Source organism: Xylophilus sp. ASV27 (assembly GCF_016428875.1).
Classification (GTDB): Bacteria; Pseudomonadota; Gammaproteobacteria; order Burkholderiales; family Burkholderiaceae_C; genus Xylophilus.
On the sequence record NZ_JAELTO010000089.1, the window covers coordinates 1 to 18,816 of the forward strand.

An 18,816-nucleotide genomic window follows, 5' to 3' on the forward strand; every position below is an offset into this window, starting at 1 on the left:
GACCAGCCGCACCGCCTCTTGCTTGAATTCGAGCGTGTAGCGCGCTCTCGTCGTCTTCCTCATTTACGTCTTCCTTGCTTGTATTGAAACACTCAGCAAGGGATACGTTTTTCGAGGGCAAGGTCAGAGCATATCTTGAATCAAGAAGTGAACTTTACCCTGTCCCTGCTGGCTGTATCCCTGGTACAGCAAAACCAGATGCTCAAGCAGCAGAATGCCATGCTGCGCGATCTCATGGATCACGTGGACGCAGTAGGTGACCGGCTGTGGCGCATGGATCGCCGTCTCGCCACCACGCCGGTCGATCAGGCCGGGACGCGCAAGCAGGCAGCCAAGAAGCGCCGTCTGTCCCGCAAGCAGTCTGCCGCTCGCAAGCGCTCAGGTAAGTAGGCATGACCTAAAGCGATAGGGGCTCCGGCCCCTGTCTATCCGCATGTCGCAGGGCGCTCACACGCCAATCTACCGGCGATCGGGCAAGGCAACTGCCTGCCCGTCTCACGGCGTCTTGCGCATGTCACCCAACATTCAATGAGAAAGCATATATGTCTATCCATCAAGTCAACCCCGCTGACCACTCTGGGGCCAATCGCAACCTCAACAACTACGTGGCGAAGCAGGTCGTGGCCCAAGCGCTGGGGCTCAATACCAAGCCGAGCCCCATGGAAAACGAGCAGACGGAAGCCGCTGGCACTACACCCAGCCAGGAAGCTGAACCGGTGCTCGTGTCCTCGACGGTAGCTCCTGCGCCCGAATCTGAATCTGAAGAGGTGTCTCTGCCTACGGCATCTCTGCCCCCGCGCCAGTACGCCGGAGAAGCTCAACTCATGGCTGCCATCCTCGATTGGCAGCGCAATCTGCGCAAGGAGCTGGAGGCCGACAATCTGGCAACCGAGCACCCGCCTGCTGGCAGTGATAGCAACTACATGGCGAAGCTGGTCGTCGCCCAAGCTGTGGGGCTCCAGCCCGAGCCGAGCCCGAAGGAAGCCGCTCCCAGCCTGGAAGCTGAACCTCTGCTCGTGTCCTCAATGGTGGCACCTGCACCCGAACTGGAAGAAGCGGCACTGCCCCCTGCATCTACGCCTCTGCTCCAATTGCCCGCGCCTACCCTGCCGCTCCCGCCGGGGGTAACGCGCGGGCTGCCCACCCATACCTCGCAGGACTTCCGCAATCTGCCCCGGCATGTCTGGCTGGTGCGCGATGTGTTCCATGGGGGCGAGGTCATCATCCTGTGGGGCGAGTCCCAGGCGGGCAAGACCGCGCTGCTGCTCGATATGGTGGCGGCTATTGCGAGTGGATCTGACTGGGCAGGGCATCCCGTGACCCGCACGAATGTGATCTATGTAGCCCTGGAAGGGCAGATCGGGGTGCGTACCCGCGTGCAGGCGCTGGAGCACGACCGGGGCGTCAGCCACCTGGAAGGCATCCACTATGTCTTCAATCCCTGCAACGTCGTCAGCGAGGCGGATGTCAACGAACTGGCACTGACGGCGCTGAAGCACGATGCCAAGTTCATCGTGATCGACACGCTGTCGGCGTCCATCGCCGGGATGGCGGAGGAGAACAGCAACTCTGCCATGGCCGGGATGATCGCCAACGTGCAGCGCCTGACGCAGATGACCGGGGCGGCGGTGCTGCTCGTGCACCACTGCGGTAATGACCCCAAGCGGGGTGCACGCGGTGCGTACGCGCTGCACGCGAATCCGGACGTGTCCATCGAAGTGGGTCGCTCGGGCGAAGATCGCTACTGGCGTCTGGACAAGGGTCGGGACGGCGTACCGGCAAGCGGATGGTTCAAGATCGAAGGGGTCAGTTTCCAGCCAGAGCATGAAACGGAGCCCCTGAAATCCATCGTGGTGCGGCATGTCGAGGATGCAGAGGCTCCGGCTGCCCTGCCATCGCCCAAGACCAAGGCACAGGAGCGAGCCGATGAGGCGCTAAAGGCAATCACCTTGCATTTGAGCATCGCAGGCGTCGGCCCCGATGGCGAACAGTCTCCGGGGGATGCGACCTATGAAGCCATCAACAAGGTTGTCGCGCAAGCATTCAAGGACAAGTGCGACAGCGGGGAAGAAGGCTATGGCAGCAACCATCGCGCCAAGAATGTGCGCGAGGCGATCCAGTCCCTGATCGATGCCGGACTCCTGATCCTGCATGAGGGTAAGGTGCGTCTGCCACACTGACCCTAGCCTCCCACTCCCCACGCCCCCTCCCCTAAAGGGGGAGAGGGGGCGGGGGAGCGGGGGACTGGCTGGGAAGACCGAAAGTGGGGCGCTGCCTGGAAGCTGAGTCCTGCACTCCGGGGAAAGTCATCCATGCCGAAGTGAGTGCTCCACCCAGACACCCTAACCATCAGCAATAGCCCGTCTGGATATCTACTGGGCCCAGACAGGCCCGGTGAATGGTAGGCAAATACCTGAGCCGTGGGGCATATCTCCAGCCGCGCTCCCGGCTCCCTGGCTAACTGCACCGGAGATGCTGAGCCACTACCGCCGACCAAGAGCCCCAGCAATCAACTCCGGAAGCGGCACCTCCAGCGCCTCGGCCACGCGCAGCAACACAGTCAATGTAGGCTGATTGCGTGCCAACTCCAACTTGGCGATGTAGGTCCGATTGATGCCTGCACGATGGGCCAATTCCTCCTGGGACAGTCGCAGCGCAGCACGCCGGGAGCGAAGCTCGTCGGCGAACGCAGCGATCAATGCCTCGTCCCTGGTCATGGGCAGGGACTGTCCGTTGCCTGACGACTCTATGCACCCGCATATGTGGTACAAAATAATCTGATGCCCGAGCCTGAGCGGACTGGGCAGACGCTACGAATACCCACCTGAAAGGCACTATGTACGACATCTACCACTCCGAGCACGACGACCAGTGGCGCTACACCCTGGGCACCATCGGCAAGCGTCCGCTCATCACCATCGGCATCAATCCCAGCACCGCCACCCAGGAGAAACTGGACAACACAGTCACCAAGGTGGTGAAGGTGGCCCAGCAATGTGGATTCGACAGTTTCATCATGCTGAACCTCTACCCGGTGCGGGCCACCGATCCTCAAGACCTGCCGTCCAAGCCTGCGCCCATGGCCTGCGAGCGCAATCTGGAAGAAATCGAGAAGATCATTGCCCAGTACCCCAATCCCACCATCTGGGCTGCCTGGGGTGAGTTGGTGATGAACCGCCCGTACCTCTACCGCACCCGGGACGAGCTGTTCCAGCGGCTGGCGAAATACAACCCTCAGTGGCGCCGATTCGGTGAGCTGACCGCCAACGGCCACCCGCGTCACCCGCGTGGCCTGAGCTATAGCTGGACCCTGGAACCCTACGAGCTGGCCTGAACAGATGGCGGGTAGCTCTACCCGCTGCCCTCCCCTCCATACTCCCCATCGCCGGGTAGCCTCCGTGTCTCGCGTCGCAAGAAAACTCGCCCTCTGTCTCGTCCCTCAAGACAGCCCGCCAGCTCCGGACACCCCCTCTCCTCCGCTGGAAAAAGCTATTGAAAATCAATGACATAGGAGTCATTGATATGAAATTGATAGCAACCAGCTCAATGAAATTGGGGAGAGGAGAGCATCGCCTTGCCCCATGCGGGCTCCGGGACGATGAAATCGAAATTTCCTGCAAGCCCTCCAAATTCTCCAGAGTGGCAGTCAAGGAGGAAATTCGATTGACCGCACCGAACCCGCCTGCAACCCTGCAGGTCGTCTATCTCCACCAGCGCGACGCTGGGATGATCGCCCGCTACCGCGTCTGGGCCAACTGGCTCGCCGAGGGCCGCACTCGCGCCGTCGAGAGTGAGCTGATCCCCATGGATGGGGGCGACCCTACCCAAGCACTGACTCATGCCTCAGTGTGCGAGTGGCAGGTACTGATCTATGAGCCCCCTGGCTATCTCCGTCCTGCGTCAGCGGAGGTGCAGCCATGATGCCCCGCGAACCTCGCAAGGAACTGGGCGCGGCCCAGGTGGCAGCCCTCTGGCGCCGTGGCACCAACCATGTCGGTGGTGTGCGTGGCCTGATCCTCAATGTCACGATGTATGGCTCGCGCAGCTGGGTATTGCGCTATCAAGTGGCAGGCAAGCGGCGTGACCTTGGCCTGGGCTCCTATCCGTCCGTCACGCTGGCCGATGCACGGGAGGCGGCTCGGGCTGCCCGTGCCAAATTGGCGCAGGGCATCGACCCCATCGAGGATGCACGCAGAGCTCGGGCCCGTCTGGTCGCGGAAATCCACACCAGCATGACCTTCGGTGAGGCGGCCAAGCGGTACATCGCCTCGCATGAGAAGGGCTGGAAGAACGCCAAGCACGCGCAGCAGTGGCAGCGGTCGCTGGACATGTACGCCACCCCTGTGCTGGGCAAGATGCCTGTGCGGGACATATCGCTGGCGATGGTGCTCAAAGTGCTGGAGCCGATCTGGTCCAGCAAGACGGAAACTGCCACCCGCCTGCGCGGTCGCATCGAATCCGTCATCGACTGGGCCATTGCACGGGGCTACCGCACCGACTCCAATCCTACGCGCTGGAAGGGGCTGCTGGACAAGCTCTTGCCTGCTCCGGGCAAGGTGACCAAGACCACGCATTTTCAGGCGCTGCCCTATGCGCAGTTGCCAGTATTCATGGAGCATCTGGTGGGTCAGGAAGGGATGGGTGCCAAGGCCCTGCTATTCCTGATCCTGACGGCAGCCCGCTCCGGAGAAGTTCGCGGAGCCACCTGGGAAGAAATCGATCTGGCTGCGCGGGTATGGACGATCCCCGCTGAACGCATGAAGGCCAGCAAGGCCCATCGGGTGCCGCTGTCGGATGCTGCCATTGCACTGATGCAAGAAATGAAAGCCATCGCACTGGCAGCGGGACGCACCACGGGCAAGGCGTATGTATTCCCGAGTCCTAACAGCCGTGATCCCGAACTAGGTAGTGCGCTCTCGGACATGACGCTCACGGCGGTACTCCGTCGCCTGAAACTGGAGGCAGTGCCCCATGGGTTCCGCTCTACGTTCCGCGACTGGTGCGCAGAGCAGACCGACTACCCCAATGAGGTCGCAGAAATGGCGCTGGCCCATACCGTGGGCAACAAGGTGGAGGCCGCGTATCGGCGTGGTGACCTCCTCGCCAAACGGCAACAGCTCATGCAGGACTGGGCTGACTACGCCCTCGGTCGTCGCGCAGGAAATATGACTGTCGGTCATAGCTCTGACCCACTCGCATCAACACGGGACAACACACCCGGTCAACACAACAACACAGAGGGAGCAATGCAATGAAAAATTATCTCGCCACCAAATGGAAATCTCTCACTGCGTGGTCATCGGCCACATGGGGGCGGGGTCGCATCGGCAAAGCCAAGGTGATCTTGGCCTGGTATGGGCTGGCTGTCGTGGTCATGGCCCCTGCCGCACTGCTCGTGCCGGATGTAGAACTGGAACTGCGCCCCGCCATGACAGAGCCTGCCCTGCTGTGCCGTGAGCAGCAATCACTCGATGAAATCGTCGATGCCAAGGATGTGACCAACCAAGCCCTGCTAGAGAAATTCCGTCACCAACCGGATATGCAGAGGCGCATCATGAGCAGTGACACCTACATGCAGCGAGATGCAGCGGCATGGAGATCGGAGGCCATGCGCAAGATCGCACGCGGGCAATGCCGTGAGGTGACGCATGGTGATCCAGTGAGGGTGGACTGGATGGAATGGCAATCATCGAAGGATGCAGAACCCCTCAAGCCCAAACGCATGCTGGTCACCTACCAAGGGCAGACCTACTGGGCATATGCCGGGCAATGGCAGAACATCACCGGCAAACCCGTGGCAGCAGAAAATCGCGCGCCACTCATGGTCTCTCGCAAGGCACCAGACGGGAATGATCGCTCTGCACCGCCTGTGGTGGATGGGTCGCAGACCCAGGCCACACCCAATCGCCATCCCGTCCTGCCATTCGCGCGTACCGAATCCTATGCACAGGTGCGGGTGGTGCTCCTGCGTGATGGCTGGCAACCTGTGATCTCCAAGGACGTAGATCAATGCATGGAGGGTGACACACGATGCGAAGGCCATCCGGAAATGCTGACGTGCAGCGGGTCAGGACTGGCTATGTGTAGATTCCGCTGGCAACGTGATGGGCAACAACTGACCATATGCACCGCTGGCGAGGAGCAGGCCATGTTCCACAGCATTTGCGAATGAGGACACCATGACCACCAGCAACATAGCGAGAAGCTACCTCCTCGTGTCGCTCTGCATGATCGCAGGGGCCTGGATGGGGGAGGCCATGGCGGGCACCTCGGAGTGCTACGCGATCAAGGATGCAGACAAGCGGGCGTACTGTCTGGCGCAGGTCAAGCGGGACCCTGGAAGTTGCTACCGCATCAAGGATGGTGACAAGCGTAACCAGTGCCTGGCGGAAATCAAAGGATCGCGGGATCCGTGCTACGCCATCAAAGACCAGAACAGCCGCAAGGCGTGTCTGGCTCGGGCAATTTCACGTTGACGGAACCGCCTGCAGTAGTTGCAATAGTGCCAGGGCAGGATGTGGGATCGTGCCCATCAAAATCGATGGTAGGCGCGAAAGACAAGAATGCATCCAACACTCGGCCACGTTCTCCGCTCCATAGTATTCCTCGCTATCTGCATGGTGGGCTCTGGTGCGAATGCAGGCCCACTCTACAAGTGCGAAGTCAACGGGAAGACCGAGTATCAAGATCGACCCTGTGTTACTGCCAATCAGAAAGTGGCCTGCATCCAGGGAGATAACCAGGAAATCCAGTATGCGGACAAATTGTCCGAGCCATGCAAGCCTACGCAGACAGAGTCGTACTCATCCGGCTTTGGTGGCAGCAGCTACCCATACAGTGGCTCAGCGGGATATGGAGGTCGCCCCTCCTCTGCAGGAACCGACGTGACAGTGCGCGGGTACACAAGATCCAACGGAACCTACGTACAGGGTCATACGCGGAGCGCGCCAGGTCGTGGACGAGGGAAATGACTGCGTGAGGGCGCATCGAGTAGTCGGTGTTGCGCAATAGTCACCCAGGGTCAATTGCAAAGCCCGGCTGGGTGGGGCTGGAAAATGTCCATTTCGCCCCTGAAATAACAGGTGCCAACAACAAAGGGCACAAGAGCTATGAAGAAATTTGTTCGGTGGCTGAGGGAGATCGGCCGCTGGGTAAAACGGGTCCCTATCAGCAATTCCTATTGGTGGGCAATTGCATTGGTAGGCATATCCATCGTTGTTGTTGGCTCGCTTGGCTGGACTGAGCAATCATTTCGTCTGGCTGGCATGTGCTTGCAGCTAGGCGGTGTACTCACGGTGGTATGGGGCATCCTGAAAACACGAGCTGAATTTGGGCAGCCAACCGTCCGCTCGCAGTTCAAGGCATTGATAAAGGTATTCCCTCCACTCAATCCTCCTGCGATAACGGCCACTATGAACATAGCCTTGCCGGGGTTGTCTGCCCAGGGGTATGGCTACTCCACTCACGGTCCCTCGGCTGACCAAAGTATCGAAGGCCGCGTGGGTCACCTGGAAAGCATCGTCAAGAAATTGGAAGATGCGCAGGGCAGGACATACATAACGGTCCTGCAGGCTGAAAGCAAAGCGCAAGAAGCCCTGAACGCACAGGCACGCCAGTGACAGGGCAAATTGATGCCGTATCAAAGAAGATCGAATCCACCGCGACTGGCGGAGTCCATGTGTCAGCTGTTGGCGTAGTTTTACTGTTCGTCGGGACCATCTTCGGTGGGGCAGCACCAGAACTACAGCAGTGGCTGACCAATAGACCGTCGGCTATACAACAACCCCTGCACCACGATAGATAAAACGCCGGGAAAACCTATGGCTGGCGGAAATCAAACGATCACGAGATCGCTGCTGCGCCATCAAAGACTAGGACAGTCAAAAGGAGATTCTCTCAAGGGGCCAATAGCTCCCTCCTCCAAGTTGGTGGACGGAGCCAAGCTCAGATCGTACTGACGGCAGCGAAAAAAACGTGGTCACGGGTACGATAGGTCTACCCGAGCTACTCGCACCTGCCATGCCAGAACTGCAAGACCGTCCGCTAGGAACATCGCCAGAGCACAAGGTGCTGCAGGCGATGCATCTAACCGGCTCTCGACTGGTCGGAGATCGCTTTCTAGCCAGCTATCTCACCGACTGTCTACACATGGTGGGAGGCCTAGGGCCCTACATAAAGTCTTGCTGGCGGATGCCGGACATAAGAGAGGGGCGGCACCAGAGACGATCACAAGACTCGTTGCGCAAGCAGAAGACAACTTGCGCTGGGTATCTGAAATGCAAGCGGAGGACTATCACAGAGTCAACGTGCTTGCATTCCTGAGTCTCTGGTCCGCATACGAGAGTGGCACTGAGAACATCATCGCGGCGGCACTGGAGACGATCAACTCCGCCGCAACAGCTGCTGCCGACAAATTTGCTCGCGGAACATATGACATGGCAGCTTGGCCATGGTCAGATGAGAAATGTCTAGAAATCGCTCAAAAACTTGACCAGAAAGCGAAACAAAAAACTCCCGACGGTGGATGGGATGTTGCCGCTCGGTTGACGACGCTATTCGGTTGGCTCGGAGCCGAGGTAGCTATACCGCCCCATGCCTCAAACACTCTGAATGAGGCATCTATGGTGCGCAACGTGCTCCTCCACAGATACGGTCGGCTGGGCCCCCGCGATATTGAACGAGCGCCTCACCTCGCCGTAAATGCGAACAACGCTGTGCAAATCACCCGCGAAATATTGGGTCAGTACTCGCAGGCCGTAAACGAGACGCACATTGCCGTCATGCATGGTGTGTACGCGGCAGGCTGGAAATGAAAAAAGCCTCAGCGAACTCGTCGCTGCGATAGATAAAACGGAAGGTAGAAATGCAAAACGGGCCACTCGGGCCCGTCTGATATGAATACTTGCAGTGGAGGGTGGGATTCGAACCCAAGGTACGTTTGCACGTACGCCTGATTTCGAGTCAGGTACATTCGACCACTCTCCCACCTCTCCTGTGTGTCGAAGCCCGGATTCTAGCAGAGCGCGCGGGCGTGTCCGTAGCCGTGGCGCGCAAACGGGCCAGGACGTGGCGCCGCGCGCGGCTCAAGCATGGCGCCGCCGCATGCGGGCCATCGCGAACATGGCGATCACCAAGGACAGGCCGACCAAGGCCCACTCGGACAGCGTGGGGATGCTCGGGGCCGGCGCGACCACGACGACCGCGGACACGCCCGTGATGCCGTTCGCGACCGTGTCCGTGGCAGTGACGGTGTGGCTGCCCAGTGTGCGGAACGTTGCCGAGAAGGTCCCGGCACCATTGCCAAGGCCCGCGTCGGCCGGCAAGACCGCCGCGCCGTCCGAGCTGCTGAAGTGCACGGTGCCCGCATAGTCTGGATTCACGTACCCGTTGGCATCAAGCGCCTTGACCGTCAGGCTCACCCCGGCGCCCTGCACCGCGCTGGAGGGCGCAGACACCGCGTAGTGGGTCACTGGGCCGACGATGGCATAGTGGATAGCGCCGTTCCACACACGGGGCTGATACACCGCGCCGGTTCCTTGGGTGAATGGATACTCCAGGCCGCCGCCTTCATAGAAGGTCAGGTTGGCATCGGACGAGAATACATTTCCGACCCCAGTGCCATTGGAATAATTCAGGTTGACCGTGCTGATGTTCGATGTAATATAAAACGCATAGCGCTGATTGGCTGGCAATATGAAGGGAGCATCCAGCGCCACCGGTACAAAGCCGCCGGTATAGACGACAGGCTTGGTCTGTATCAGCGTCCAGTCATTCGGGCTATTGGCGAAGCCCACCCAGGTCCCGGCCTTGTAGTAGATCTGGATCGTAGTGTCCCCCATGGGGCTCACATCGAACTGGGTGATGGCTATGAGCTTGTTGGCCTCGAGGTCAAACATGTTGCCTCGATGGCTGTTCCCTGCCGTATTGGACGCATTCAGCACATCTGCATGGACGGCACTTGACAACAACATGGCTATTACCACGCAGGCGCGCTGCAACAGGCATTTAATCGATGGCATATTTACCCCTTTATCGAATATAAAAGCCTGCAAATGCGGCATCCGGCATTTATCGACAATCAACATTGAGATCGATAAGAAAAACATACAAATGAAGCCGCTGCTGCAAACCCAGCCAACGCCGCATGGTCTGGTTTGATTTGAAAGCGCCATGGTGACGAGCGCCGCGGATTCTGCAGCGCTCCCTGCGGTCTGTCTGTCCCCAGAATTGGGGACAAAACCATAGTCGGGAGCCGCGCCTGGAGGGCCTAGCGGGGCAGCGCGCCGCGCCTGCTGCGCTCCTGGTCCACCGGAATCATCAGGCGCACCCGTGTCCCAGGCTGCGCCGCCTCAAAACCGATCATTCCGCCCAGTTCCGTGGCCCGGCGCTCCTGGTTGGCCAGCCCGCGCCCGCGGCGCTGCCGCCCCTCCTCCGGATCGAACCCCGGTCCGTTGTCGGTGATCGTGACCCATACCCATCCTCCGTCGAGGCCCGTGGCGACACGGATCTCCGTGGCCTGGGTGTGCTTGAGGATGTTGGCGAATGCCTCCTGCAGGATGCGCAGGATGTGCAGCGACTTGCGCGGATCCAGCCAGTCCAGCCTGGGCACTTCCGTCACTTCCCAGTGCAGCAGGATGCCTGCTGCCTTCAAGCGCGGGCCGAGGCGGTAGCGCAGCGTCGCCAGCAACAGCAGCAGGTCGGCGTCGACCGGCTCCAGCGAGTCGATGGCCAGTTTCAGGTCGTCGATGCAGCTCTTCAGCAGGCCACTGAGGTCCACATTGCCGCGCTGCCCGCTCTCCACCACCCGCAGCGCACTGGTCAGCGACGAGCCCAGGCCATCATGCATGTCCTGCATCAACCGCTGCCGCTCCTCGATCAAGGTCTGGCGCATCTCCACCTGGTGCAGGCGCTCGTAGCTCTGCTTGAGCTCCACCTCGCGCGCCCGGACGCGCTCTTCCAGGCCGGCATTGGCCGACTCGATATCGTCCATGCCCCGCAGGTAGCGGCGGAACAGGATGTAGATGCAGGTGAGCGCGAAGACCAGGGCCGCATGCGGCGTGAAATAGACGCTCTCGGCATCGGTGAAGTACAGCAGCCTGACATAGTCCGCCACGCCGCCGACAAAGGTGATCGTGAAGGCGCCAGCCAGCAGCGCCGCATCCACCGAGCGCGTGCGCCAGGCCAGGATGCAGCCGTTGACCGAAACGACCAGCGCCATCGCCATCACCATGAGATAGGCCGTTTGCCGCGCTACCAGCAGGTTCGGCAGATGCAGGAAACCCGCCGGCAGGGACACCACCGTCAGCAAGCAGCCCATAGCCACCAGGCCGGACATCAGCACCGGCTGGCGCCGGCCGTGCAGCAGGCGCAGCAGCTGGTGGGTGCAGACGATCTGCCACACCAGTGCGTTGAGGGTCAGCCAGACGAACCACACGTCCGGCACCGGCAGGCGCTCGATGCCCAGTTCGAAATGCCAGCGGCGCAGCATGCTGAGGAGCGAAATCGCAAAGATCAGGTGGCCCGGGTAACGCCGCCGCACCACCCACACGCCCAGCGCGAAGACACCCACCAGCACGAAGGCAGCGCTCATCATGAAGGGCATCTGCACCTCCAGGAAATCCTTGCGCTCTGCCAGCGTCGCCACTTGTGCCGGCTCGCCGAGGTAGAAGGAAGACAGTGCCCCGGCCTGCGCCCCCGACCGGTCGATGCGCACCAGCAGAGTCCTGGGCGGCGTGCCGTCCACGCCCTGGCTCAGGGGGAACATGACGGCCGGGTGCGTGAACAGGCTCCACACCGGCGAACCAGGCGACTGGTAGACCAGGCGCCCGTCAGCGTAGATCGCCAGGTACCCCGCCGCCAGCCAGCGCGGCAGGTAGAAGCGCGTCGCCCCGCGAACCTCTTCCAGCGCGTCCAGGCGTATCCGTATCCAGGTGGTCTGCAAGCCCGGCAGGGCATTGCGCGGCAATGCGAGGGGAAGCGCGGTCGGCTCCCAGCGGCCCGCCAACTGCGCCTCGTCCACCGCCTCCAGCACTGGGGCCGAGTGCATCCGGGCAGGTGTGTCGCGCAGGATCTCTGCCTGCGTGCCATGCAGCAGCGGCGATGGCGCAGGCGCGGCCCACCCGGCCGTTGCCGGCCAGACCAGCCAGGCCACGGCCAGAAGACATACCTCATGGAGGCAGGAGACCCAGTTGCCGAGCTTCATGAAGCAATCCGGCGCGCGAACTCGCCTTGGGCTTGCTGTGGATGCGGCGCCCGCAGGTCTGCACGGTGTGAGGGGCCGCCTGCATGTACGCGGCGATCTCGTCCAAGGCACTGCCCTTGGTGATCATCTCCAGCGTCTCGCGCACGCGCCCGGACAGCACGACGGACGGGCCCGCCCGGCTGGCCGCACCGGCCGCCGGTCCAACGCCTGGCACGGGCTGCCAGTTCCTGCCCCCGGGTGCGTGGGCCGAACGCGCAGCACCGCGCAAGCGCATCAGGATCCGCCGCTCGATCGGCCCGCACCAAGTCCGGAGCGGATCGCACCGCGCCGACTACCAGTTCCCGGATGACCCGGTCATGCTCGACCCAGGCGACAGGGATGCGCGTATCCGGCAGGGTGGGCTTGGCAACGGTCATGGGGCTCGATCCTCCTACAAATTGCCGACTCGGTATGGCTTTGTCCCGTGTTCCTGCAGCGCCCGGGATTCCTGCAGAAGTCGGCTCCAGACAGTCCTGCACGCACGCCAGCCTTGCCTGAGGCGCGCTCCCAAGAGGCCCTTTCCGGCCCCGACCCCATGGCGCTCCAGAGCCCGGATACGCGCTGCCAGCTGCGCAAAATCCGGCGCCCATTGCCACCTGGCGGCACAGGCGCGCATCAATATCAAATTGTTACATTGCTGCGCTACAGTCTGAAATCTTCAAGAGCCTCCTCCTGGTCTGCAGCGTCCCGATAGCAGCATATTCAGGAATGGGGCTGGATGGAGGACCATACCCGGCACCCGCCAGGCGAATCGTGTAGCCCACAAGAACATCCATGAAATCCATCGCCAAGACCATCACAGCGATTGCGCTGCTCCTGGCCAGTGCCGGCCCTACCGCAGCGGCCCCGGTGACCATCACCAGCGTGGCGAGCGATAGTTTTGAGTACCCCGACGGCAGCAACTTGACCGGCCTGGGAAATTCGAACGCCGGCTGGACCTCGGCATGGCTCTCGGACAGCGCCACCTTCACCGACTTCCGCACCAGTGCCGGCACCCTCAGCTATCCCGGCATCACATCGGCAGGCGGACGCGTCGTCTACTTCGCCGGCACCGCGTTGAACGACGCCGCGCGGACCCTGCCGCTGGTCGACTCGGGTGTCGTCTTCGTAAGGTTCCTGGCCCAGTTTGGCGCCGTGAGCGGCGGCGGCACTCCCACGCTGCGATTCTCTGCCGGGGGCGCCCTGACAGGCGGTATTGGCGGCAACGGCAACTGCGGAAGCAGCCCCAACGCCCGGTACTCGATATTGGACGCTGGCCTGGACACCGTGGGCTGCACCGCCGGCAGCCTGCTGGGAACCCAGTCGTTGGTGTTGGTGCAGATCGACTACATGCAGATGACGACCAGGCTCTGGGTGAATCCCGACCTGGCCACCTTCGACTACCTGAACCCGCCCGCAGCGCAAACGCAGGCCAACGGATTGGCGCCAGCGATGGACAGGATCGCGCTCTACAGCCGATCGCCCGTCTCCTTCGACGAATTGGCGATCTTCCGCGTGGCCCCGGCCGCGGCACCCGTGGCGCAGCCGGTGCCCGGCCTCCCCTGGCCGGGCGTGCTGGCGCTGGGGCTGTTCATCCTGCTGGCCACGGCCCAGGTGCACCACCGGCGCGCCCGGGCCGGACGCATCAGCCGGCCTTGAGGGTCGTGACGCCGCCCATGTAGGGCCGCAGCGCCTCGGGCACGGTGATGGAGCCGTCGGCGTTCTGGTGGTTCTCCAGCACGGCCACCAGCGTGCGGCCCACGGCCAGGCCGGAGCCGTTGAGGGTGTGCACGAACTCGTTGCGGCCCTGGGCATTCTTGAAGCGGGCCTGCAGGCGGCGGGCCTGGAAGGCTTCGCAGTTGCTGACCGAACTGATCTCGCGATAGGTGTCCTGCGCTGGCAGCCAGACTTCCAGGTCATAGGTCTTGGCGGCGCCAAAGCCCATGTCGCCGGTGCACAGCGACACCACGCGGTACGGCAGGCCGAGCTTCTGCAGCACGGTCTCTGCGTGCCCCACCATCTCGTCCAGCGCCAGGTAGCTCTTCTCGGGATGGGTGACCTGCACCATCTCGACCTTGTCGAACTGGTGCTGGCGGATCAGCCCGCGCGTGTCGCGCCCGGCGCTGCCGGCTTCCGAGCGGAAGCAGGGCGTATGCGCGGTCAGGCGGATCGGCAGCGCGTCCTCGGCCACGATCTCGTCGCGCACGAAGTTGGTCAGCGGCACCTCGCTGGTGGGGATCAGGTAGAGCGCGGCGTTGTCCGGCGCGGGCTCGCCGTCCTGGCCGCCCTTCTTGGCGGCGAACAGGTCGCCCTCGAACTTGGGCAACTGGCCGGTGCCGCGCATGGAGTCGGCATTGACGATGTAGGGCACGTAGCACTCGGTGTAGCCGTGCTGCTGGGTCTGCAGGTCCAGCATGAACTGGGCGAGCGCCCGGTGCAGCCGCGCCATCGGGCCCTTCATGACGGTGAAGCGCGACCCCGCGAGCTTGGTGCCGGTGTCGAAGTCCAGCCCCAGCGGCGCCCCCAGGTCGACGTGGTCCCTCACCGGGAAATCGAACTTCTTCGGCGCAAGGCCGTGCGGCGCCCAGCGACGCAGTTCGACGTTGCCGGATTCGTCGGCGCCCACCGGCACGCTCTCGTGCGGCAGGTTGGGCACGGCCAGCAGCAGGGACTGCAGTTCGGACTGCAGTGCGTCGAGCCGTATGGCGGAAGATTCCAGTTCGTCCTTGATCGCGGCGACGCGGGCCATCAGGTCGTCGGCCGGCTCGCCCTTGGACTTGCGCTGGCCGATCTGTCTGGACGCGCTGTTGCGCTCGGCCTGCAGCTCCTCGGTGCGGGTCTGCAGCGTCTTGCGTTCGGCCTCCAGCGCGGCGAAGGCCGCGCCGTCGAGGAAGGTCTGGCCCGCCTTGCGGGCTTCGAGGCGGGCGAGCACGGAGTCGAGGTCGCGCCGGAGAAGGGTGATGTCTAGCATCATCCGATTGTAGTTTTGGGGCCCGGCGGCTACCGGACTACCATGCCGGGGCAAGCAGGAGATCGCCATGTTCTACATCTACGGGCTCGGGGGGCGCGGCTACGGCGGTGATGCGGCAGGTCTGCCGCCGGTATCGGCGCCGCGGCGGCTGCGCGCGGGCGAGGCGGTGGGGGTGCCGGCGCCGAGCCCGGACACCCCGCCCGCAGCGCGGCCGCAGGGCGGCGTGGCGCAGGATGCGGTGACCGCGTATACGCAGCCCACGCGCGGCGGGCCGCGCCTGGTGCGGCGGGTGTCCGAGCTGATGACGCCCCGGGTCCTGAGCGTGCAGGTCGGCGCCACGCTGGCCGAAGCGCTGCGCGAACTGGACGCGGGCGGGGTCGGCCAGGCGCCGGTGCTCGGCGCCAACGGGGACCTGGTGGGCCTGCTGATCCGCGCGAGGGCGCCGGACGCCGGAGCGGAGAACGGCGCGACGCCAGTGCAGGCGCACATGCTGTCGCCGGTGCCGGCCGTGACGCCGGACACCGACGTGCGGCACGTGGCGCAGGTGCTGTTGGCGCACGAGTTGCCCGGCCTGCCGGTGGTCGATGAGAAGGGAGCGCTGTGCGGCTTCATCGCGCGCGGCGATCTGCTGCGCGCGATGGTGGCCGAGCCCCCGCTGGACCTCTGGGGCTGAATCAGCCCTCTATCTTCAGGCCCTTGGGCAGCGGGAACTTCAAGGTCTCCTCGATGCCCGCCATCTTGCGCACCGAGACCGCGCCCAGCGCGCGCATGCGCTCGATCACCTGGTTCACCAGCAGCTCGGGCGCCGAGGCGCCGGCGGTCAGGCCGATGCGGGTCTTGCCCTCGAACCAAGCAGGCTGCAGTTCGTCCGCCGAATCGATCATGTAGCTCTCGGTGCCCAGGCGCACCGCCAGTTCGCGCAGGCGGTTGCTGTTGGAGCTGGTCGGACTGCCGACGACGATCACCAGCTCCACCTGCGGGCTCATGACCTTGACCGCGTCCTGGCGGTTCTGGGTGGCGTAGCAGATGTCCTGCTGCTTGGGCTCGCGCACCCGGGGAAAGCGCGCGCGCACGGCGGCGGAGATCTCGGCCGCGTCGTCCACGCTGAGCGTGGTCTGGGTCACCACGGCCAGCTTCTCGGTCTGGCCGGGCTGCACCCTGGCGACGTCTTCCACGTCTTCCACCAGGTGGATGCCGTGTTCGAGCTGACCCATGGTGCCTTCGACCTCGGGGTGGCCCTTGTGGCCGATCATGATGAACTCGAAGCCTTCCTTGGCGAGCTTGGCGACCTCGACGTGCACCTTGGTCACCAGCGGGCAGGTGGCGTCGAAGATCGCAAAACCGCGCGCCCTGGCCTCGTCCTGCACCGCGCGGCTCACGCCGTGGGCGCTGAACACCAGAGTGGCGCCGGGCGGCACGTCGGACAGCTCCTCGATGAAGATCGCGCCCTTCTGCTTCAGGTCGTTGACGACGTAGGTGTTGTGCACGATCTCGTGGCGCACGTAGATCGGCGCGCCGAACTTCTGCAGCGCGCGCTCGACGATCTCGATGGCGCGGTCGACCCCCGCGCAGAAGCCGCGCGGCTCGGCCAGGACCACGTCGAGTGCAGTCTGGGAGGGCGCGGCCGTGTTCACAGCACCCCGATCAGCTGTACTTCGAAGGTCACCGGCTGGCCGGCCAGCGGATGGTTGAAGTCGAACAGCACCGCCTCGTCCTTCACCTGCTGCACGGAGCCGGCATAGCGGCCCTGGCCGTCGGGCGTGGGGAACTGCACCACGTCGCCGACGTGGTACTGCTCGTCCGGGTCGCCCAATTCGGCCAGCAGCCTGCGCGCCACCCACTGCTGCATGTGCGGGTTGCGCTCGCCGAAGGCGGCGCCGGCGGGCAGCTCGAAGCGGGTGCGCGTGCCCTCGGCCAGGCCGATCAGGCGCTCCTCCACGGCGGGCGAAAGCTCGCCGGTGCCGAGCGACAGCGTGGCCGGCTTGCCGGCGAAGGTGTTGATGATGTCGCCCGCCGGTCCCGCCAGGCGGTAATGCAGCGTGAGGAAGGAACCGGGCTGCACGACAGCCGGCGAAATGGAAGCAGAGGACATGGAGGTACCGATAATCTGGGCTCCATTGTAGAAACCCAGGCTTCTCCGGTGCGCGGCGGGGCGTTTTTTCGGCCGCGCCGCCTTTTCGCCCATGCCCGTCAAAGACCTTCCTGCCGATGCCCGCCCGCGCGAGAAGCTGCTCGCGCGCGGCCCGGGCGCCCTGAGCGACGTCGAGTTGCTGGCCCTGCTATTGCGCACCGGCCTGCCCGGGCGCGGCGTGCTGCAACTGGCGCAGGAACTGCTCGACAGCTTCGACGGCGTGGCCGGCCTGCTGCACGCCACCGCCGAAGACCTGAAGCGCATCAAGGGCCTGGGCGGCAGCGCCAAGCGCGCCGAGCTGGTGGCCGTGCTGGAGCTGTCGCGCCGCGCGCTGGCGCAGCGCCTGCGCGAGCGCCAGGTGTTCGACGATCCGCAAGCCGTGGGCGACTACCTGCAACTGCACTTCGCCCCGCGCGCCTACGAGGTGTTCGCCGTGCTGTTCCTCGATGCGCAGCACCGCCTGATCGCCATGGACGAGATGTTCCGCGGCACCCTGAGCCAGACCAGCGTCTACCCGCGCGAAGTGGTGGTGCGCGCGCTGCAGCACCAGGCCGCGGCGGTGGTGCTCGCGCACAACCACCCGAGCGGCCAGGTGCAGCCTTCGCGCGCGGACCAGTCCCTGACCCAGACGCTGAAGGCGGCGCTGGCGCTGGTCGACGTGCGGGTGCTGGACCATGTCATCGTGGCACCGGGGCAATCGCTGTCGATGGCGCAGCAGGGCATGGTGTGAATCTCCGCATAGAATGAGATGAATTCTCATTCCGGCATTCACACCCCATGTCCTCCCCCGTTGCGGCCGCCCCGATCGACGCCCTCTACCGGGAGCACCGCGCCTGGCTGCTGGGCTGGCTGCGCCGCCGGCTGGGCGACGAGCACGTGGCGGCGGACCTGGCGCAGGACACCTTCGTGCGCGTCATCACCGGCGGCCAGGCCCCGGTGCTGCAGGAGCCGCGCGCCTACCTGACCACGCTGGCGCAGCGCCTGCTCTGCAACTTCTGGCGCCGCCGCGAACTGGAGCGCGCCTGGCTCGATACGCTGGCCGCGCAGCCCGAAGAACTGGCCCCCTCCCCCGAAACCTATGCGCTGGTGCGCGAGGCCATCGAGACCCTGGACCGCTGGCTCGACGGGCTGCCGCCAAAGGTGCGCCAGGCCTTCCTGCTGCGGCGCCTGGAGGGCTTGGCGCATGGCGAGATCGCGGCCCGCATGGGCGTTTCGGTCACCACGGTCGAGCGCTACGTCAAGCAGGCCATCGTGCATCTCTACACCTGTCCGGCGGGTTGAGGCGTGCCCCCGTCCCTGGACGCCGCCACGGAGCAGGCGATCGACTGGATGGTCCGGCTCCTGTCTCTTATACACATCTAAAAAAGGGTTTTGGGGGGGGGGGGGGGGGGGGGGGGGGGGGGGGGGGGGGGGGGGGGGGGGGGGGGGGGGGGGGGGGGGGGGGGGGGGGGGGGGGGGGGGGGGGGGGGGGGGGGGGGGGGGGGGGGGGGGGGG

22 protein-coding genes and 1 tRNA gene are annotated in these 18,816 nt (G+C 64.0%); 15 read left to right on the forward strand and 8 right to left on the reverse strand.

What is annotated here, in order from left to right; genetic code table 11:
* The first annotated feature begins 135 nt into the window (after window positions 1-135).
* Window positions 136-390, forward strand: coding sequence for a hypothetical protein (locus tag JHD63_RS16835; protein WP_198971957.1), 255 nt, complete (start codon window positions 136-138; stop codon window positions 388-390).
* A gap of 152 nt (window positions 391-542) precedes the next feature.
* Window positions 543-2,180 (forward strand): AAA family ATPase, encoded by a 1,638-nt coding sequence (locus JHD63_RS16840; protein ID WP_198971958.1) that lies wholly within the window; start codon window positions 543-545, stop codon window positions 2,178-2,180.
* Between the two features lie 303 nt (window positions 2,181-2,483).
* Here JHD63_RS16840 and JHD63_RS16845 read toward each other — a convergent pair whose 3' ends face one another.
* Entirely contained in the window at window positions 2,484-2,717 is a 234-nt protein-coding gene (locus JHD63_RS16845; RefSeq protein ID WP_063463050.1) for a helix-turn-helix domain-containing protein, read from the reverse strand.
* Between the two features lie 119 nt (window positions 2,718-2,836).
* Here JHD63_RS16845 and JHD63_RS16850 point away from each other — a divergent pair, with 119 nt between their 5' ends.
* The 7 genes from JHD63_RS16850 to JHD63_RS16880 all read left to right on the forward strand — a co-directional run bounded on the left by JHD63_RS16850 (window position 2,837) and on the right by JHD63_RS16880 (window position 8,813).
* A complete protein-coding gene (locus tag JHD63_RS16850; protein ID WP_198971959.1) occupies window positions 2,837-3,334 on the forward strand; it encodes a DUF1643 domain-containing protein in 498 nt (165 codons plus the stop codon).
* 158 nt (window positions 3,335-3,492) lie between these two features.
* On the forward strand, window positions 3,493-3,921 hold the full coding sequence (locus JHD63_RS16855) for a hypothetical protein (RefSeq protein WP_198971960.1): 429 nt from the start codon (window positions 3,493-3,495) through the stop codon (window positions 3,919-3,921).
* Complete coding sequence (locus JHD63_RS16860; protein WP_198971961.1) at window positions 3,918-5,255, forward strand: tyrosine-type recombinase/integrase; 1,338 nt, start codon at window positions 3,918-3,920, stop codon at window positions 5,253-5,255. Before JHD63_RS16855 ends, JHD63_RS16860 begins: the two co-directional genes overlap by 4 nt.
* Entirely contained in the window at window positions 5,252-6,172 is a 921-nt protein-coding gene (locus tag JHD63_RS16865) for a hypothetical protein (RefSeq protein WP_198971962.1), read from the forward strand. Before JHD63_RS16860 ends, JHD63_RS16865 begins: the two co-directional genes overlap by 4 nt.
* Window positions 6,173-6,179: 7 nt before the next feature.
* Window positions 6,180-6,476, forward strand: a complete 297-nt coding sequence (locus JHD63_RS16870) for a hypothetical protein (protein ID WP_198971963.1) — start codon at window positions 6,180-6,182, stop codon at window positions 6,474-6,476.
* A gap of 633 nt (window positions 6,477-7,109) precedes the next feature.
* Entirely contained in the window at window positions 7,110-7,619 is a 510-nt protein-coding gene (locus tag JHD63_RS16875; protein ID WP_198971964.1) for a hypothetical protein, read from the forward strand.
* Window positions 7,620-8,180: 561 nt separating this feature from the next.
* The gene (locus JHD63_RS16880; RefSeq protein ID WP_198971965.1) at window positions 8,181-8,813 is read left to right on the forward strand and encodes a hypothetical protein; all 633 of its coding nucleotides are present in this window, start codon (window positions 8,181-8,183) and stop codon (window positions 8,811-8,813) included.
* A 95-nt stretch (window positions 8,814-8,908) separates the two neighbouring features.
* On the opposite strand, the gene JHD63_RS16885 is transcribed toward JHD63_RS16880, so the two are convergent.
* Window positions 8,909-8,993 (reverse strand) — tRNA-Ser (locus JHD63_RS16885).
* 90 nt (window positions 8,994-9,083) lie between these two features.
* The gene (locus JHD63_RS16890; RefSeq protein WP_233168301.1) at window positions 9,084-9,896 is read right to left on the reverse strand and encodes an IPTL-CTERM sorting domain-containing protein; all 813 of its coding nucleotides are present in this window, start codon (window positions 9,894-9,896) and stop codon (window positions 9,084-9,086) included.
* A 73-nt stretch (window positions 9,897-9,969) separates the two neighbouring features.
* On the opposite strand from JHD63_RS16890, the gene JHD63_RS24120 reads away from it, so the two are divergent.
* Window positions 9,970-10,158, forward strand: coding sequence for a hypothetical protein (locus JHD63_RS24120; RefSeq protein ID WP_233168304.1), 189 nt, complete (start codon window positions 9,970-9,972; stop codon window positions 10,156-10,158).
* Between the two features lie 109 nt (window positions 10,159-10,267).
* On the opposite strand, the gene JHD63_RS16895 is transcribed toward JHD63_RS24120, so the two are convergent.
* A complete protein-coding gene (locus JHD63_RS16895) occupies window positions 10,268-12,202 on the reverse strand; it encodes a sensor histidine kinase (RefSeq protein WP_198971967.1) in 1,935 nt (644 codons plus the stop codon).
* Entirely contained in the window at window positions 12,168-12,416 is a 249-nt protein-coding gene (locus tag JHD63_RS16900) for a LuxR C-terminal-related transcriptional regulator (RefSeq protein ID WP_198971968.1), read from the reverse strand. The genes JHD63_RS16895 and JHD63_RS16900 overlap by 35 nt, the downstream gene beginning before the upstream one ends.
* 599 nt (window positions 12,417-13,015) lie before the next feature.
* Here JHD63_RS16900 and JHD63_RS16905 point away from each other — a divergent pair.
* The gene (locus tag JHD63_RS16905; RefSeq protein WP_198971969.1) at window positions 13,016-13,879 is read left to right on the forward strand and encodes a hypothetical protein; all 864 of its coding nucleotides are present in this window, start codon (window positions 13,016-13,018) and stop codon (window positions 13,877-13,879) included.
* Here the strand turns inward: JHD63_RS16905 and serS are convergent.
* A complete protein-coding gene (gene serS, locus JHD63_RS16910) occupies window positions 13,866-15,191 on the reverse strand; it encodes a serine--tRNA ligase (protein WP_198971970.1) in 1,326 nt (441 codons plus the stop codon). The two genes, JHD63_RS16905 and serS, sit on opposite strands and share 14 nt — an antisense overlap.
* A 67-nt stretch (window positions 15,192-15,258) precedes the next feature.
* Here serS and JHD63_RS16915 point away from each other — a divergent pair, with 67 nt between their 5' ends.
* Window positions 15,259-15,864, forward strand: a complete 606-nt coding sequence (locus tag JHD63_RS16915; protein ID WP_198971971.1) for a CBS domain-containing protein — start codon at window positions 15,259-15,261, stop codon at window positions 15,862-15,864.
* A 1-nt stretch (window position 15,865) separates the two neighbouring features.
* Here the strand turns inward: JHD63_RS16915 and ispH are convergent, their stop codons facing one another.
* Window positions 15,866-16,825 carry a 4-hydroxy-3-methylbut-2-enyl diphosphate reductase gene (ispH, locus tag JHD63_RS16920; RefSeq protein WP_198971972.1) on the reverse strand — a complete coding sequence of 320 codons (960 nt, stop codon included), beginning with the start codon at window positions 16,823-16,825 and terminating at the stop codon, window positions 15,866-15,868.
* Window positions 16,822-17,283, reverse strand: a complete 462-nt coding sequence (locus JHD63_RS16925) for an FKBP-type peptidyl-prolyl cis-trans isomerase (protein WP_198971973.1) — start codon at window positions 17,281-17,283, stop codon at window positions 16,822-16,824. Before JHD63_RS16925 ends, ispH begins: the two co-directional genes overlap by 4 nt.
* Before the next feature lie 91 nt (window positions 17,284-17,374).
* Between JHD63_RS16925 and radC the strand changes: the two genes are divergently transcribed.
* From radC to JHD63_RS16940, 3 genes are all read left to right on the forward strand, one after another.
* A complete protein-coding gene (gene radC, locus JHD63_RS16930) occupies window positions 17,375-18,052 on the forward strand; it encodes a RadC family protein (RefSeq protein WP_198971974.1) in 678 nt (225 codons plus the stop codon).
* A gap of 47 nt (window positions 18,053-18,099) precedes the next feature.
* Window positions 18,100-18,603, forward strand: a complete 504-nt coding sequence (locus JHD63_RS16935) for a sigma-70 family RNA polymerase sigma factor (RefSeq protein WP_198971975.1) — start codon at window positions 18,100-18,102, stop codon at window positions 18,601-18,603.
* Window positions 18,600-18,816: hypothetical protein (locus JHD63_RS16940; RefSeq protein ID WP_198971976.1), on the forward strand; the 217-nt coding region annotated here is incomplete at its 3' end. The genes JHD63_RS16935 and JHD63_RS16940, both read left to right, overlap by 4 nt.

Excerpts from the sequence above, each read along its gene's own strand:
- JHD63_RS16845 (WP_063463050.1), bottom strand. The coding sequence starts at position 2,717 with ATGACCAGGGACGAGGCATTGATCGCTGCGTTCGCCGACGAGCTTCGC.
- JHD63_RS16865 (WP_198971962.1), top strand. The coding sequence starts at position 5,252 with ATGAAAAATTATCTCGCCACCAAATGGAAATCTCTCACTGCGTGGTCA.
- JHD63_RS24120 (WP_233168304.1), top strand. The coding sequence starts at position 9,970 with ATGGCTATTACCACGCAGGCGCGCTGCAACAGGCATTTAATCGATGGC.
- JHD63_RS16870 (WP_198971963.1), top strand. The coding sequence starts at position 6,180 with ATGACCACCAGCAACATAGCGAGAAGCTACCTCCTCGTGTCGCTCTGC.
- JHD63_RS16875 (WP_198971964.1), top strand. The coding sequence starts at position 7,110 with ATGAAGAAATTTGTTCGGTGGCTGAGGGAGATCGGCCGCTGGGTAAAA.
- serS (WP_198971970.1), bottom strand. The coding sequence starts at position 15,191 with ATGCTAGACATCACCCTTCTCCGGCGCGACCTCGACTCCGTGCTCGCC.
- JHD63_RS16905 (WP_198971969.1), top strand. The coding sequence starts at position 13,016 with ATGAAATCCATCGCCAAGACCATCACAGCGATTGCGCTGCTCCTGGCC.
- JHD63_RS16850 (WP_198971959.1), top strand. The coding sequence starts at position 2,837 with ATGTACGACATCTACCACTCCGAGCACGACGACCAGTGGCGCTACACC.
- JHD63_RS16925 (WP_198971973.1), bottom strand. The coding sequence starts at position 17,283 with ATGTCCTCTGCTTCCATTTCGCCGGCTGTCGTGCAGCCCGGTTCCTTC.
- JHD63_RS16840 (WP_198971958.1), top strand. The coding sequence starts at position 543 with ATGTCTATCCATCAAGTCAACCCCGCTGACCACTCTGGGGCCAATCGC.
- radC (WP_198971974.1), top strand. The coding sequence starts at position 17,375 with ATGCCCGTCAAAGACCTTCCTGCCGATGCCCGCCCGCGCGAGAAGCTG.
- JHD63_RS16890 (WP_233168301.1), bottom strand. The coding sequence starts at position 9,896 with ATGTTTGACCTCGAGGCCAACAAGCTCATAGCCATCACCCAGTTCGAT.
- JHD63_RS16935 (WP_198971975.1), top strand. The coding sequence starts at position 18,100 with ATGTCCTCCCCCGTTGCGGCCGCCCCGATCGACGCCCTCTACCGGGAG.
- JHD63_RS16915 (WP_198971971.1), top strand. The coding sequence starts at position 15,259 with ATGTTCTACATCTACGGGCTCGGGGGGCGCGGCTACGGCGGTGATGCG.
- JHD63_RS16860 (WP_198971961.1), top strand. The coding sequence starts at position 3,918 with ATGATGCCCCGCGAACCTCGCAAGGAACTGGGCGCGGCCCAGGTGGCA.
- JHD63_RS16895 (WP_198971967.1), bottom strand. The coding sequence starts at position 12,202 with ATGAAGCTCGGCAACTGGGTCTCCTGCCTCCATGAGGTATGTCTTCTG.